Below are 15,547 nucleotides of genomic sequence, written 5' to 3' on the forward strand. Positions count from 1 at the left end.
TGTTGAACATAACAAAAATAGTTAGTTTTGCCGAACTATTTCTTTTATTTAACATAATCACAATATTTGTGCCAAAACATTAATATGAGCAAAAAATTGACGAGTAGAGCAGCAGATTATTCAAAATGGTATAACGAACTTGTTGTTAAGGCTGATTTAGCAGAGAATTCTGCCGTGAGAGGTTGTATGGTTATTAAGCCTTATGGTTATGCAATTTGGGAGAAAATGCAGGCAGAATTGGATAAAATGTTTAAGGAAACAGGACATCAAAATGCTTATTTTCCATTATTTGTGCCCAAAAGTTTGTTTGAAGCTGAAGAAAAAAATGCTGAAGGTTTTGCAAAAGAATGTGCTATTGTTACTCATTATAGACTTCAAAATGACCCTGATAAACCGGGGAAACTAAGAGTTGATCCAGAAGCCAAATTAGAAGAGGAGTTAATTGTAAGGCCAACAAGCGAAGCCATTATTTGGAACACCTATAGGGGCTGGATTCAGTCTTACAGGGATTTGCCATTGTTAATCAACCAATGGGCAAATGTGGTGCGTTGGGAAATGCGTACCCGTTTATTTTTGCGCACAGCCGAATTTTTATGGCAAGAAGGCCATACGGCTCACGAAACCAAAGCTGAAGCCATGGCTGAAGCTAAATTAATGAATAATGTGTACGCCACTTTTGCCGAGAATTTTATGGCCATACCAGTAATACAAGGTTTAAAAACGGAAAGCGAACGTTTTGCGGGCGCCGAGGAAACCTTTTGTATTGAGGCCTTAATGCAAGACGGGAAGGCGTTACAAGCAGGAACGTCACATTTTTTAGGTCAGAATTTCGCCAAAGCTTTTGATGTTAAGTTTGCAAATAGAGAAGGTAAACAAGACTATGTTTGGGCTACCTCATGGGGCGTTTCCACACGATTAATGGGTGCATTAATTATGACGCATAGTGACGATAACGGGTTGGTGTTGCCTCCTAGTTTGGCGCCAAATCAAGTTGTAATTGTACCTATTTATAAAAGTGAGGAGCAACTGGAAGCGATTAGCAATGTAGTAAATGGTATTATGGGTGATTTGCGTGCAAAAGGAATTACTGTAAAGTACGACAACAGAACCACCCACAGACCCGGAGCTAAATTTGCACAGCACGAATTACAAGGTGTACCGCTAAGAATAGCCATTGGTGCGAGAGACTTGGAAAACGGAACGGTTGAATTGGCAAGACGCGATACATTAACAAAGGAAACCATTGCATTAAGTGATTTAACCGAAACGGTTGAAGGTTTAATGGTCGAAATTCAAGAATCTTTGTTTAATAAAGCTTTAGATTTTAGAAACAACCACATTACGAAGGTGGATACCTTTGAAGACTTTAAAACCGTTTTGGAAACCAAAACAGGCTTTATTTCGGCACATTGGGATGGCACCACGGAAACAGAAGATAAAATAAAAGAACTTACAAAAGCGACCATAAGATGTGTTCCGTTGGATTCGGTAAACGAAGACGGGGTTTGCGTGTATAGCGGAAAGCCTTCAAAACGTAGAGTATTGTTCGCAAAAGCGTATTAAATAAAATTTTTTAAAAAAAATTTATTTAGGTATTGCAAGAGTGGAAAATAGTTGTATTTTTGCATCCGCAATGGAAAACATTGTGAGTTATTTGAAAGGTATTGCAAGTTTAAGTATTAGTACTTATCTTTGCGCACTTAAAAACAAATGGCCCGTTCGTCTATCGGCTAGGACGCCAGGTTTTCATCCTGGTAAGAGGGGTTCGATTCCCCTACGGGCTACAATATTTTAATAATAGAAAAAAACAAAATGGCAAATCATAAGTCAGCATTAAAAAGAATTAGAAGTAACGAAGCGAAACGCTTGGTTAATAGGTATCAGCATAAAACAACTCGTAGTGCTATTAAAAAGTTACGTGAGTCAACAGATAAGAAGGAAGCTGAGAAATTGTTTCCTACTGTAGTTTCTATGTTAGATAAATTAGCTAAGAAAAACGTAATTCACGCTAACAAAGCGGCTAACTTAAAGTCTGGTTTGGCAAAACACGTTGCTGCGCTTTAATTAGTTTTAAAGGTTTATAATATTTGAAAGCTTCTCAGAAATGAGAAGCTTTTTTTTGTGATTTTTTTATGCGGTTATAGTGTGAAAAGCATTTTAAAGATATAAATTTGCAGGTATTAAAAGTTAATCAATTATAGCCCTTTGGAAAATAAAAACGCCATTAAATTAATAGATAAAATTCTTAAAGACCTTGACAAAACAGGTTTTGATTCGGATACCTTAATAGATGATATTAAAACATTGCGAACGTATGCTTTAGAGCAGCAAATCCCTTTAGTGGTTAAGGTGCTTAGGTTATCTTACGAGCATATTGAAGCCAACAACTCGTTTTTTATACCCATTCCGAATGATGAGCCAATTGAAGAAGATGGCACTGTTGAAACAACCGATACCACTCCTGTAGAAAGTTTTAAATATTTAATTTCGCTTATTGGAAATCTAAACAATAAATCGAATGTTGCGGACTTGAAAGAATACAGAGATCTTTTGAATCGTTATTGATTTTGTTTTAAAACCATTATTTATTCTTTACATATTTTACCATCGATGATTATGGATTCGTCTTTAAGTTTTAAAGTGGAACGATAGAAGAAACATCGGCCTTCAATTTTAATTTTTTCGACCAAAATTCCACCGTTATCATTTATAAACTTTTGGTAATCCAGAAGTTTGTTTTTGGCTGGGTTGAATTTGCCTGTATAGGTGCAGTCGTCTATCCAATTAAGTGTAATATGTACTTTACTGGGCATGTCCATGTCTTCTAACTCTTTTGGCTTTTCCAATAAAACTTCGGTCTGATTGTTGCCTCGTCGGGTGATTTTAGTTACAGACGGTAATGGCTTCTCAATAGTCATTATAAATGTTCCATTCTTAAAATCTCGACATTCCAAATTTTGACTAACGGCATTTAAACCAAAAAGGATGGTGAGAATGCATATGGTTTTTTTCATGTTGTTTTGGTTAGTTGATTGCGACAAGATAATACATTTAATATTTTAATGTTAAACTTGAAATGTTATTAAAATATTAAAACGAGTTGCTAATCCGCGTTAGCGATTGAACGGTTTGTTTGAGCTCCCCGACGAAGGAGGGAGCGAGTAGTGAAAGCGCGACCCCGATTTTTTTCGGGGTAACGCCCAACCTCTCGATATAATATCGGTAAAAAACGGAATCACTCGAGGTAATAGCAAAAAAAACCTTAACACTAATGTGCTAAGGTTTTTTGAATTTGAGTTAGTCTGTTGTTTAATTGTGTTATCCGTTCATGGAAATTAAAAACTCCTCATTGTTTCTGGTTTGTTTGAAACGCTCGTTAATAAATTCCATCGCTTCAACGGGGTTCATGTCTGCAAGGTATTTGCGCATAACCCACATGCGTTGAATGGTGTTGTCGTCCAATAGGATATCATCACGACGCGTGCTTGACGATGTTAAATCGATTGCCGGGAAAATTCTACGGTTGGATATTTTTCTGTCCAATTGCAGTTCCATATTACCGGTACCTTTAAATTCTTCAAAGATCACCTCGTCCATTTTAGAGCCTGTTTCGGTAAGTGCCGTTGCGATAATGGTTAACGAGCCGCCGTTTTCGATATTACGGGCCGCACCAAAAAAGCGTTTTGGTTTGTGCAGTGCATTGGCATCTACACCACCACTCAGTATTTTTCCGGAGGCAGGTTGCACGGTATTGTAGGCTCTCGCCAAACGTGTAATGGAATCTAACAGGATTACCACATCGTGCCCGCATTCTACCAGTCGTTTTGCTTTTTCTAAAACGATGTTTGCAATTTTTACGTGCTCGTGCGCTTCTTTATCAAAGGTTGAAGCAATCACCTCGCCACGTACGTTGCGTTGCATATCGGTAACTTCTTCGGGGCGTTCGTCAATCAATAAAATCATTTGGTACACTTCCGGATGGTTCGCCGCAATTGCATTGGCCACGTCTTTTAACAACATGGTTTTTCCTGTTTTTGGTTGCGACACAATCATACCACGTTGCCCTTTACCAATTGGGGCAAATAAATCCATGATACGTGTTGAAATGGTGCTTTGTTTTTCGGCTATATTAAATTTTTCCTGTGGGAATAACGGTGTTAAATGCTCGAAAGACACACGGTCTCTAACCACATTTGGATTCTGCCCATTAATTTTACTTACCTTAATTAAAGGGAAATATTTTTCGCCTTCTTTTGGCGGACGCACATGTCCTAAAACGGTATCTCCGGTTTTTAAACCGAATAAACGGATTTGCGATTGCGATACATATATATCGTCTGGTGATGATAAATAGTTGTAATCTGATGAGCGTAAAAACCCATAGCCATCTTGCATAATATCTAAAACCCCTTCGCTTTCAATAATGGCATCAAATTCGAAATCTGGCTCCCGATAGCGGTTTCTGCTATCCTTATTGCCTTTGTCAATATTGCCGTTTTTCTGGTTTTTATGCTGATTTTTATGTGGTTGGTTGCTGTCTTTTTTTTGGTGTGTTTTTTGTGGGTTGTCCTTTTTGCTATCGGAAGAAGGCCTGGGATTAGGCTTGTGGGCTGGTTTTCTTTCTTCTTTTTTCTCCGGTGAAGCTTCCGTTGATTTTACTTCCGGTGTTTTGCTTTTTTCTTGTGGTTTTTCTTCGCGTTTCGCAGGCTCGTTTTTAGCGGGCTTTTGCACGCGCTGTCTGGGTTTTCTTGGTTCGGGCTTTTTGTTGGTGTCGGCCTCAGTAGTTTGTTTGGGTTCTATCACGGCGGTTACTGCTTTTGGGTCGGCAGCTTGTTGGTCGAGTATTTGGTAAACTAAATCTAATTTTTTTAGAGAACGGTATTTTGGGACGTTCAATTTTTTTGCAATCTCCTGTAAATCAGTGAGTTTCTTTTCTTTTAATTGTGAAATTTCAAACATTGATGTTTAATTGAATAAGTATGTTGAGTATAATTTTGATAATATTCTGAAAATGATTTCTTTAATTTGAAGAATTAACAACCTGCAATAGTGGTTGTTGGGAATCATTACTGCAATTATACAACTTTATTTTATTTTTTTGGACTTATTTTAAAAAAGAAACTATTATTTTTGCGGTCTAGTTTTTCAATTACTTATGTTACAACGCATACAAACCATATATCTTTTAATTGCCGCAGGCGTATCTGCGGGACTGATTTTTGTGTTTGAATTATGGATAAAATCCGATGGTGTTAAAGTATTTGCAACCGATATTAATTATGTGTTTGCAGCCTTTTTAACATCGGCGTTTTTATCAGTTGTAGCAATATTTAGATATAAAAACAGGAAGTCTCAATTTATGTTGGGGCGACTGAACATCATATTAAACTTTTTTTTAATAGGATTTTTTGTGTATCAATCTCTAAGCGTATCTGGAGAAACGGCGGTTTCTGAGAAAGGTATTGGGATGCTTCTTCCTATCGTTTCTATCGTGTTTTTGGCATTAGCCAATAAGGCCATTAAGAAGGATGAAGATCTTGTAAAATCTGTAGATCGATTGCGATAAAAACCTAATATCTTAGTAGTATTAGTGCGTAAGCCCAAGGTGAAGACCTTGGGCTTTTTTTATAGCCTCCCTTAATCCCTCCAAAGGAGGGAAATACTCAACTTTATATATAATATATTGTGTAAATTTTGCCATGACAGAAAGTGGCGGCTTCCCCTTTGGTAAGGATTTGGGAAAGGAGATTTTTTATCCGGTTTCAGCATAAAAAAAGCCTAGATTAATATCTAAGCTTTTTGGTTTTTTACTAAAAACGAATGGTTATTTTATTTCGATAAGTTCCAGATCGAATGTTAAATCTTGCCCTGCCAACGGGTGATTGGCATCAACAATAATATAATCGTCATTAACTTCGGCAACACGAAACTGCACTTCAGATCCATCGGGATTTTTTGAAGCTAGCCCCATACCAACTTCCGGCGTAATTTCCTGTGGTAATTGGTCTTTCTGCACTTTATGGAACATGTCTTCCCTCACATCGCCATAGGCTTCTGCTGCAGGAATATTGATGGTTTTTTTCTCGTTTAATTCCATAGAAACAATACCTTTTTCAAAACCAGGAATTAGCATCCCTTGCCCTAAAGTAATTTCTAAAGGCTCTCTTTCCAGCGAACTGTCAAAAATTTGACCATTATTTAATTTTCCTGTGTAATGTACTTTTACAGTATCATTTTCTTTTACTTGACTCATAATTTGTTTACTTTTTTTCAATTGCTGCAAAACTACAATTTATGAATCGTCTGCCAATTTATTAGGCAATAAATGCTGGGGTTTGTGAAAAAATTAACATAAACACTCTTGTACATAGACTATAAAACGAGAAGTTTTTTATGTTAGTGTTTTTACGACGGAAATTCTACAACCTCCAAGTTATCTATTTTTTTTCCATCGATGGTAAAACGCAACATGGTACGTTTTTTATGAAACCCATGCTTGCCAACCGCCCCCGGATTCATGTGCAGTAAATTCAGTTTTTTATCGGGCATAACTTTTAATATGTGCGAATGCCCGCAGATGAACAGTTGTGGCGGATTCAATCTTATTTCATCGCGAACCCTAACGTTATACGCTTTTGGGTAACCGCCAATATGGGTTATCCAAACATCAACACCTTCGCACATAAACCGGTTGTGTTCGGGGAATTCCGTTCTAATTTTTGTATTATCAATATTGCCGTAAACCGCCCGTAAAGGTTTTAGTTTTTTTATGGCATCGGTAACTTTTAAATCCCCAATATCGCCGGCATGCCAAACCTCGTCAGCTTGTTTTACGTATTTTAAAATGGTGTCGTCCATATAACTGTGGGTATCGGAAAGAAGCAATATTTTGGTCATTGATAAAAATCGTGTTACAGCTGTAAAGTTATAACTATTTGTTTTATTTGATGAAGGTTCTTTATTGACTTTATCAGAAAAAAACTCTAAATTCGTTTATTGTCGGCTATAAATAATTTTATTGCAATTTATTCCGTAAGAGACATCGTGTGCCATTTGAAAGCATCAAACTAAATGAAGACAGAATGTTTAGACATCAAGGGAGAAGCAGGACTTTAATACACAATCTGAGAATTGCCACTTTTCTGGCCTTTGTTGCGGGCATTGTAAATGTTACAGGTTTTTTGTTTTTCAAACAGTTAACAACACACGTTACGGGGCATTTTTCACAGTTTATAAATGATGTTGCAGATTTAGAATTTTGGAGAGGCACCGTATATTTTCTTTACATTTTTTCGTTTCTCTTTGGGTCATTTTCATCCAGTTTTCTCATTATAAAATTCAGAAAAAATAAAAAGCTAAACGTTTTTCTTCTTCCAACATTAATTGAATGTTTAATTTTAACATCCATCGGGCTTTTAAGTAATGTTATTGAAATGGAATCTTCAGATTTAGTCGTGTGCCTGCTGCTGTTTGCCATGGGGCTTCAAAACTCATTTGTTACTAAAATTTCAAATGCCGTAGTAAGGACCACACATCTTACGGGTCTTTTTACCGATTTAGGGATTGAGATTTCGCAAATGTTTTTTCCGAATTTATATCCGCACCGAGAAAAACTAAAAGCCAATATTAAACTAAGGATTTATATTATTTCATTCTTTTTTGCCGGCGGATTGGTTGGTGGGTTTTTTTATTCCGAACTTGATTGGAAATTAAACACATTGCTCTTTGGCGCATTGATTTTGCTGATGAGTTTATTTTATAACAATATAAGGTATCGATTAATAAAAGCTAAAAGAAGACTTAACCAAAAACAACGGTATAAAACCAAGAACAAGTTGGTTTAATGAGCGGGGGAATTTTTGTTGATTTTGTCAGAGAAAACAGTTTATTCCGGTTAACGATTGAAACAAAACATTTTAACTCACCTTGTTTTGGTATAAAAAAAAGATAGCGTTAAACCCATTGGCCGCCCAAAAATAATTTATAAAAAAATGTATCTTTTATGATGTTTATTAGTCTACGTAATGAACCATAAAATGTGAAAATTATGAATAATTGTAAATGCACAACCTGCGATTGTACAAAATGCAATTGCGGAAATTGCTTGGAAAACAACTGCCCGTGTACGAAATGCGAATGCGATAAATGCACCTGTTGCTAAATTTAATAAAGGTTGGTTTTTAAACCAGCCTTTATTTATTTTTGAATATGGAAACTCAAAATATATGGAATAATTTCAGTGATGAGCTCTATTTTTTCATTCTTAAAAAAGTGAAAAATAAAGAGGTTACAAACGATGTTTTCCAAAATACATTCTTGAAAATTCACACTAATTTACCCAAGTTGAAAAAGGAGGAAAAAGTAAAGGCTTGGGTTTTTCAGATTGCTCGTAACGAAATATATAATCACTTTAATAAAGAATCCAGTGACGCGACTAAATTGGACGCTATTAAGGATATTGATTTGCAACAATACGAACAGATTTGCTGCTTTGACAATTTTATAAATGATTTGCCCGAAATTTACAAACAAGTGATTGAATTGATTTATTTACAGGGCAAAAAACAAAAAGATGTTGCCCAAGCATTGGATATAAGCCTTGAAAACGTAAAAGCGCGCGTTAAAAGAGCGAAAGGTATTTTAAAGAATAAATTTAACCAATGTTGCAAATTCGAACTCGATAAAAACGGTAAGTTAATTGGAGAATCTAATTGCGCTATTTGCAAAGTGTAATTGGTAAACACGAAGTTTTCTCTAAAAGCACAAAGTGTGTAAACAAGCGCGTTAGGGATAGAACGGTTCGACTGCGCTCACCGCAGGCTAACTGTTTGAGCTCGCCGACGTTAGGAGGAAGCGAGTAGTGAAAGCCCGACGCACTTTTGCCATTAAAAGCAAAAGTGGGTAACGCCCAACTTCTCGATACAATTTCGATAAAAATCGAAATCACTCGAAGTAACAACTAGATATCTTTTAATATTTAATTAAGACAACTGTTTTCGGTGGAATAACAAATCTGTCTATCTTTGTTATTTCAAAAAAACGATAGATAAATTGCGGTATTTTATTGAACTTTCTTATAACGGCAGTGCTTATCATGGTTGGCAATACCAGCCTAAAGCCATATCGGTACAAGAAGTTTTGGAGCGCGCTTTATCCACCTTGTTGAAAACTCCCGTTTTTGTTATGGGCGCGGGACGAACCGATACAGGCGTACATGCCTCACAATTGTTTGCGCATTTTGATTTTAATGAAGTGCTGCTTGATGGTAACTTCATTTTTAAACTCAATTCGTTTTTGCCAAAAGACATTGCCGTCCATAACATTTTTAGGGTGAAAGACGATGCCCACGCGCGTTTTAATGCCCTAAGCAGAACTTATTTATACAGAATAACTTTGGAAAAAAACGTTTTTACTTTTAACGATACGTTTTATGTGAAGCAGGATTTGGATATTGAAAAAATGAATGAAGCTTCGAAAATTTTATTGGATTATAAAGATTTTCAATGCTTTTCGAAAAGTAATACCGATGTAAAAACGTATTATTGTAATATTATGAAAGCGGCTTGGGTTACGGAAAATAACGAGCTTCGTTTTACGATACAAGCCGATAGGTTTTTGCGTAACATGGTGCGCGCCATTGTTGGCACGATGGTTAACATTGGTTTGGGCAAAACAACTATTGATGATTTGCATGCTATCATAAAATCTAAAAATAGGAGTGAAGCTGGTTTTTCGGTACCTGCACATGCTTTATATTTAACAAAAATTGAATATCCGGACGATATAAAATTGTAAATGACTAAAAAGAAAGAACATATTTTCGACGTAAAATTATTCAAGCGTCTTTTTCAATATATAAAACCTTATAAAGTGGTGTTTTTTGGGTTGTTATTGATGGTGATATTGCTGGCCATTTTAGGAGCTGCAACGCCTAAATTAACACAGTTCGCCATCGATGATAGTATTGCAGGTGCAAACCCGGATAAATTTCTGTTTTACATAGCTATTATGCTTGGGGTTTTAATTTTGCAAACGGTATTTCAACTGTCTTTTATTTATTATGCGGCGTGGTTGGGGCAAAATTTGGTGATGGACGTTCGTGTAAAACTCTTTAACCATTTACTTCGTTTTAAAATGAAGTATTTCGATAATTCTTCGGTGGGTGTTTTAATCACAAGAGCGGTAACAGATATGGAGCGTATTGCCGATATTTTCGGGCAGGGTTTGTTTATGATTTTTAGGGATTTACTTACCATGTTTGTTGTTTTCGGATTTATGGTTTACACGAATGTAAAATTAAGTTTAATCGTGTTTATCATGCTGCCCCTGCTGTTATACGCCACCCGTATTTTTCAGAAATACATGAAAAAAGCCTTTGAGGAAGTGAGAAATGAAGTCTCAAATTTAAATTCCTTTGTACAAGAGCGCTTAACGGGCATGAAAATCTTGCAATTGTTTACCCGCGAAACCACAGAGTATAAAAGATTTAAAGCCATAAACGAACGCCATAAAAAAGGCTGGTTAAAAACCGTTTGGTACAACTCCATATTTTTTCCTTTAGCAGATTTATCAAGTTCTATCACCATTGGTTTGGTAGCCTGGTACGGCGGATTGAATGTGGTTTTGGAAGGCAGCGTAACCAAAGGAACCTTAATCGCATTTATCATGTTTATCCCCATGTTGTTTAGACCGCTTAGGCAAATCGCCGATAAGTTTAATACGTTGCAAATGGGTATGGTAGCCGCAAACCGCGTGTTTAAAGTGCTTGATACCACCTCGCAAATTGACGATACCGGAACGCATATAGCTGAAAATTTTAACGGTGATATTGCGTTTAAAAATGTGTATTTCAATTATGTTGAAGACGAAACCGTTTTAAAAGGGGTTTCCTTTAATGTAAAAGCCGGAGAAACGGTGGCCATAGTGGGTGCCACTGGCGCAGGAAAATCGACCATTATTAATTTATTAAATCGGTTTTATGAGATTAAGGATGGTGTCATTTCGGTTGATGGGATTGACATAAAGGAAGTGACTTTAGAATCTTTGCGAACCCAAATCGCGGTTGTTTTACAAGATGTGTTTTTATTTGCCGATACAATTTTAAATAACATTACACTTAACCATCCCGAAATTACCGAAGCCTATGTGGAACAAGCTGCAAAGGATATTGGCATCCACGAATTTATAATGAGCTTGCCAAAAGGTTATCATTATAATGTAAAGGAACGAGGTGTGATGCTGTCTTCGGGTCAGCGCCAACTCATTTCGTTTTTGCGCGCCTACGTAACCAATCCGAGTATTTTGGTGTTGGATGAAGCGACATCGTCGGTCGATTCGTATTCAGAGCAACTCATTCAAAATGCAACCGATAAAATTACCAAAGGGCGTACCTCCATTGTTATTGCACACCGATTGGCAACCATAAAAAAAGCCGATAAAATTTTAGTGATGGATGCTGGCGAAATTGTTGAACAAGGGACGCACGACGAACTTCTCAAAAAAGAAAACGGGTATTACAGAAATCTTTACGAAGTACAATTTTTAAAAGAGGAAGTGGCTTAATTGGGGCATTAGTTTTGCTGTTTCTGCAGCAGCTTTTTTGGCCTCAATCATCTCATCAAACATTCCCGATTTTAAAGCGAATACTACACCTGCTACCATAATTATGAACATTAGCAAGCCTAAAATTCCAATAAAAATTAAGGTTCTTATTAATGTTTGTGTGTTGTTTAAACCATAAACCCGTTTTAAGCAATATGTGAAATATATGATTTGTAAAGGCATAATAAAGAAACCGATTGTAGCAAATGACATTATGTTTAAAGGAATAATAATGATGGATAGTACAGCTATACAAATAGATATTTGGGCCTGCGCATATAAGAATACAACCAATAATTCGGTATAATTTAAGGTGTTGATTTTAAAAAAAACGATTCTGGCCAGTAAGGCATAAAAAGGTATATATAGCATCATAACCAGCGATTGGTAATCGGTGGTAAATTTGAAAATTGAATCAAATACCTCTTGTTGTTTCTGACCTAATTCTGTAGATGTATCGTAAAGGGTTACATCGGTTTGAAACTTTTGAATCACATAAATTTGTAAACCGGCAAGTGTAATGGCCAATGCAAAGTAGCTAATAACATTAACGTATTTTTTACGCGTACCATTAATGTAACCACCAATAACATCATCGGGTTTTGAAAAAAGCGATAAAAACGTTCTCAAAAGTTTATTGTCGTAATTAAAAAATGTTTCGCTAATGTGTTCAAATAAATTTTTAATTGTAAGTCTGTTTCTAATCACTTTGCCACCGCAAACGTAGCAATAGTCACTTTCTGAGGATAATATTGTATTGCAGTTTTTACAATTCACTTATGCTAAATCTTTTTTAATCATACCGTTAAGTTCGTTGGTATTGTTAAAAACCACAAATTCACCATCTTTAAAATAGGAAATATGTCCGGTTTCTTCACTAACAGCCAAAGCCAGGGCATCGGTTTTTTCGGTAATGCCAATAGCGGCCCTATGGCGTAAACCAAAACGTTTGGGAATGCTTTTTTCGTTGTTTACAGGAAGTATAACTCGCGTTGCTTTTACAATATTATTACTCACAATAATCGCACCATCGTGCAACGGACTATTTTTAAAAAATATGCTTTCAATAATGGGTTGCGTGACTTTAATGTTCATTTCGTCGCCGGAAGCCGATAAAAAATCCAGATTGTTATTTCGCTCAAAAACAATTAAGGCACCCGTTTTTGAAGCGCCCATTTTAACACAGGCCGAAACAATGGCATCGACATTTGTTTCGTCGCCAGTTTCGGTTTTTATAAAACTGAATTGCTGTAAAAATTTACGTCGCCTGCTAAAATTAGTTGAGCCCACCATGAGCAAAAACTTCCTGATTTCCGGTTGAAATACTACTATTAAAGCAATAATACCCACTTTAATAAAACCACCAAAAATGCTGGTTAAAAGTTCCATTTCCAGAAAATCGGTTAATCGCCAAACCAGATAAATAATAATGATACCAATAAAAATATTGATGGCAACAGTGCCTTTTACAAGTTTGTAAATGTAGTAGAGTAGTAGTGCGACTAAAATAACATCGATAACATCGACAACCGTAAATTTTAAAAGGTCTTTAAAAATTTCCAAAGGCAAGTGGGTTTTGGTAAATTTAGTAAAAAAGGGTTAATAAATAAATTCGTTGTTTGAAATGTGGATGGATTTATTTTCCAGTGATAAAATTAATGATTTAAATGAAATATAATCTTGAAAAGTCAATGCGCTATTGAAGTTCAGATACACCGTTTTTGTATCGGGAATCACCTTTTTTAAATCATTGATTACATTTTCTTTATTTGTTTGAATTATAAAGGGATCAGAATCCGGGGTTATGATTGTAATGCTATTATTAAAATCGACATTGATTCCGATTGAGGATTCCGAAGGTTTTAAATTTGAATTCTTATTAAAATAATCACTTGAAGATTCCACATGATAAAATACATCCGTAAACTCAATAAACCCTAAGTTCTTTCTACTAATATCATTACATGTAAAATAGTTTTTAGCGTTTTCGTTTTTATGGCTGGAGTTTCGTTTTTTTTCTTGAAGTAATGTAATATGCGGAATGGCTTGTTTTAGCGTTAGTCGCTTATCGACATTTACCAACCAATTTGTGGTGACGATTAAATTTTTTCTATTCAGCTCTACACTGTCTTTTTGAGTTTCATCATAAAATAAATAAGCCGGGGAAACATCGAGGATCTCAGTGATTTCAGAATGACTTATTTCGGGGAGCAAAACCACTTTATCTTTTCCGCAGGAAAAGAAAAAAAGAATCGCAATCAATAAAAAAGTATGTTTCATAACTTCTAACTTCTAACTTCTAACTTCTAACTTCTAAATTTTGAATTAATTTAATGCTTTCAACAGCTTCTTTCACATCGTGCACCCGTAAAATAGATGCCCCTTTTTGCAACGCCACCGTATTTAAAACCGTAGTACCGTTTAAAGCATCTTTAGCCGAAGTTTCTAAAGTTTTGTAAATCATCGATTTTCTGGATATTCCGGCAAGTATGGGTTTGTCCAATATTTGAAATAATTCCAATTGGCTTAAAACTTCAAAATTTTGTTTGGTGGTTTTCGCAAAACCAAAACCAGGGTCAACAATTAAATCGATAATCCCCAATTGTTTGGCCGCTGCAATGCGTTCAGAAAAATAAAACAACATCTCTTTTATCAAATTATCGTATTGGGTGTGCTGCTGCATGTTTTGTGGTGTTCCGCGCATGTGCATCATAATGTACGGCACTTTTAAATGGGCAATGGTTGGCAGCATGTTAGTATCTAATTTCCCTGCCGAAATATCGTTAATCACACAAGCACCAGCTTCAATGCAGGGTTTTGCCACCGCACTTCTAAAAGTGTCAATAGAAAGTAATGTTTTTGGGAATTCCTTTAAAATCAAATTAACAATGGGCAATATGCGTTTTAACTCATCGGTTTCACTTACATGGGCGGCATTTGGTCGCGAACTGTATGCGCCAATATCAATAAATGTAGTGCCCTCGGTTAACATTTTTCCAACCTGATTTAAAATATCTTTTTCATTTTTATAACTACCGCCATCGTAAAACGAATCGGGCGTGATATTTAAAATACCCATCACTTTTGGCGATGATAAATCAATGAGTTGGCGTTTGCAATTTATAGTCATAGTTTTTTTGCCACGAATACACGAATGCTTTTTCTTTGGTTAAATAATTATATCAAATTTATATCAAAAATAAAAAGCAAATCCCAGAGTATAGCATCAATACAAAAAAAATTATTCGTGTATTCGTGGCAACTTTTAAAACTTTGACCATTCAACTTTGAACTTTGAACAATTTAAGCGAAATTTACGCAAAATTGATATTATAGATGCAAGATACCTCAAAACAATACGATGCCGTGATGGATACCTGTAAAAGTTTATTTGTTAAAAAAATGGGCGACTACGGCAGTGCATGGAGAATACTGCGTTTACCGTCATTAACCGACCAGATTTTTATTAAAGCACAGCGTATAAGAAGCTTGCAGCAAAATGCCGTAAGAAAGGTTGATGAAGGCGAAGTAAGCGAATTTATCGGTATTGTAAATTACTGTATTATAGCACTTATTCAGTTGGAAAAAGGCGTGGTTGAACAGCCTGATATGACTACCGAAGAAGCCACAAAATTATACACCGAACAAGCGGCAATTACCAAAAAACTCATGGAGGATAAAAACCATGATTACGGCGAAGCATGGCGCGATATGCGCGTGAGTAGTTTAACCGATTTGATTTTGCAAAAATTGTTACGCGTTAAAACCATTGAAAACAATAAAGGCGAAACCTTGGTAAGCGAAGGCGTTGATGCCAATTATCAAGATATGATTAATTATGCGGTTTTTGCTTTAATTCATTTGAAAGAAAAATAACTGTTATTCCTGCGAATGCAAGAATTCACTTTATAAAAATTAAGGTTCAATTAAAAAGATTCCTGCTTTC

At 35.8% G+C, this 15,547-nt stretch carries 17 protein-coding genes and 1 tRNA gene; 10 read left to right on the forward strand and 8 right to left on the reverse strand.

What is annotated here, in order from left to right; all coding sequences use genetic code 11:
* Positions 1-84: 84 nt before the first annotated feature.
* The 4 genes from proS to RNZ47_RS13650 all read left to right on the forward strand — a co-directional run bounded on the left by proS (position 85) and on the right by RNZ47_RS13650 (position 2,565).
* Positions 85-1,563, forward strand: coding sequence for a proline--tRNA ligase (gene proS, locus RNZ47_RS13635; RefSeq protein WP_311941224.1), 1,479 nt, complete (start codon positions 85-87; stop codon positions 1,561-1,563).
* 149 nt (positions 1,564-1,712) lie between these two features.
* A tRNA-Glu gene (locus tag RNZ47_RS13640) sits at positions 1,713-1,784 on the forward strand.
* A gap of 28 nt (positions 1,785-1,812) precedes the next feature.
* Entirely contained in the window at positions 1,813-2,064 is a 252-nt protein-coding gene (gene rpsT, locus RNZ47_RS13645; RefSeq protein WP_311941227.1) for a 30S ribosomal protein S20, read from the forward strand.
* Positions 2,065-2,205: 141 nt separating this feature from the next.
* Complete coding sequence (locus RNZ47_RS13650) at positions 2,206-2,565, forward strand: hypothetical protein (RefSeq protein WP_311941231.1); 360 nt, start codon at positions 2,206-2,208, stop codon at positions 2,563-2,565.
* Positions 2,566-2,585: 20 nt separating this feature from the next.
* Here the strand turns inward: RNZ47_RS13650 and RNZ47_RS13655 are convergent, their stop codons facing one another.
* Together RNZ47_RS13655 and rho are read right to left on the reverse strand one after the other, a co-directional pair.
* On the reverse strand, positions 2,586-3,014 hold the full coding sequence (locus tag RNZ47_RS13655; RefSeq protein WP_311941234.1) for a hypothetical protein: 429 nt from the start codon (positions 3,012-3,014) through the stop codon (positions 2,586-2,588).
* Positions 3,015-3,318: 304 nt separating this feature from the next.
* The gene (rho, locus tag RNZ47_RS13660) at positions 3,319-4,959 is read right to left on the reverse strand and encodes a transcription termination factor Rho (RefSeq protein WP_311941237.1); all 1,641 of its coding nucleotides are present in this window, start codon (positions 4,957-4,959) and stop codon (positions 3,319-3,321) included.
* A 196-nt stretch (positions 4,960-5,155) separates the two neighbouring features.
* Between rho and RNZ47_RS13665 the strand changes: the two genes are divergently transcribed.
* On the forward strand, positions 5,156-5,566 hold the full coding sequence (locus RNZ47_RS13665) for a DUF4293 domain-containing protein (protein ID WP_311941240.1): 411 nt from the start codon (positions 5,156-5,158) through the stop codon (positions 5,564-5,566).
* Positions 5,567-5,824: 258 nt separating this feature from the next.
* Here the strand turns inward: RNZ47_RS13665 and RNZ47_RS13670 are convergent, their stop codons facing one another.
* The gene (locus tag RNZ47_RS13670; protein ID WP_311941243.1) at positions 5,825-6,253 is read right to left on the reverse strand and encodes an FKBP-type peptidyl-prolyl cis-trans isomerase; all 429 of its coding nucleotides are present in this window, start codon (positions 6,251-6,253) and stop codon (positions 5,825-5,827) included.
* Between the two features lie 152 nt (positions 6,254-6,405).
* Positions 6,406-6,897 (reverse strand): metallophosphoesterase family protein, encoded by a 492-nt coding sequence (locus RNZ47_RS13675; protein ID WP_311941247.1) that lies wholly within the window; start codon positions 6,895-6,897, stop codon positions 6,406-6,408.
* 185 nt (positions 6,898-7,082) lie between these two features.
* Here RNZ47_RS13675 and RNZ47_RS13680 point away from each other — a divergent pair, with 185 nt between their 5' ends.
* From RNZ47_RS13680 to RNZ47_RS13695, 4 genes are all read left to right on the forward strand, one after another.
* Positions 7,083-7,844: a YoaK family protein gene (locus RNZ47_RS13680; protein WP_311941250.1), complete on the forward strand. Its 762-nt coding sequence runs from the start codon at positions 7,083-7,085 to the stop codon at positions 7,842-7,844.
* A 364-nt stretch (positions 7,845-8,208) separates the two neighbouring features.
* Positions 8,209-8,733 carry a sigma-70 family RNA polymerase sigma factor gene (locus RNZ47_RS13685; RefSeq protein WP_311941253.1) on the forward strand — a complete coding sequence of 175 codons (525 nt, stop codon included), beginning with the start codon at positions 8,209-8,211 and terminating at the stop codon, positions 8,731-8,733.
* A 318-nt stretch (positions 8,734-9,051) separates the two neighbouring features.
* A complete protein-coding gene (gene truA / locus RNZ47_RS13690) occupies positions 9,052-9,795 on the forward strand; it encodes a tRNA pseudouridine(38-40) synthase TruA (RefSeq protein ID WP_311941256.1) in 744 nt (247 codons plus the stop codon).
* Positions 9,796-11,562, forward strand: a complete 1,767-nt coding sequence (locus RNZ47_RS13695; protein WP_311941260.1) for an ABC transporter ATP-binding protein — start codon at positions 9,796-9,798, stop codon at positions 11,560-11,562.
* On the opposite strand, the gene RNZ47_RS13700 is transcribed toward RNZ47_RS13695, so the two are convergent.
* The 4 genes from RNZ47_RS13700 to folP form a co-directional block, all read right to left on the reverse strand.
* The gene (locus RNZ47_RS13700; RefSeq protein WP_311941264.1) at positions 11,542-12,231 is read right to left on the reverse strand and encodes a DUF3667 domain-containing protein; all 690 of its coding nucleotides are present in this window, start codon (positions 12,229-12,231) and stop codon (positions 11,542-11,544) included. The genes RNZ47_RS13695 and RNZ47_RS13700 overlap by 21 nt on opposite strands.
* 147 nt (positions 12,232-12,378) lie before the next feature.
* Positions 12,379-13,164, reverse strand: a complete 786-nt coding sequence (locus tag RNZ47_RS13705; RefSeq protein ID WP_311941268.1) for a diadenylate cyclase — start codon at positions 13,162-13,164, stop codon at positions 12,379-12,381.
* A gap of 36 nt (positions 13,165-13,200) precedes the next feature.
* Positions 13,201-13,881, reverse strand: coding sequence for a hypothetical protein (locus RNZ47_RS13710; protein WP_311941271.1), 681 nt, complete (start codon positions 13,879-13,881; stop codon positions 13,201-13,203).
* 19 nt (positions 13,882-13,900) lie between these two features.
* A complete protein-coding gene (folP, locus tag RNZ47_RS13715) occupies positions 13,901-14,731 on the reverse strand; it encodes a dihydropteroate synthase (protein WP_311941274.1) in 831 nt (276 codons plus the stop codon).
* Positions 14,732-14,937: 206 nt separating this feature from the next.
* Between folP and RNZ47_RS13720 the strand changes: the two genes are divergently transcribed.
* Positions 14,938-15,477, forward strand: coding sequence for a DUF1599 domain-containing protein (locus tag RNZ47_RS13720; protein WP_311941277.1), 540 nt, complete (start codon positions 14,938-14,940; stop codon positions 15,475-15,477).
* Positions 15,478-15,547 lie beyond the last annotated feature (70 nt).

It is taken from the genome of Hwangdonia seohaensis (genome assembly GCF_031932625.1).
GTDB lineage: Bacteria > Bacteroidota > Bacteroidia > Flavobacteriales > Flavobacteriaceae > Hwangdonia > Hwangdonia seohaensis.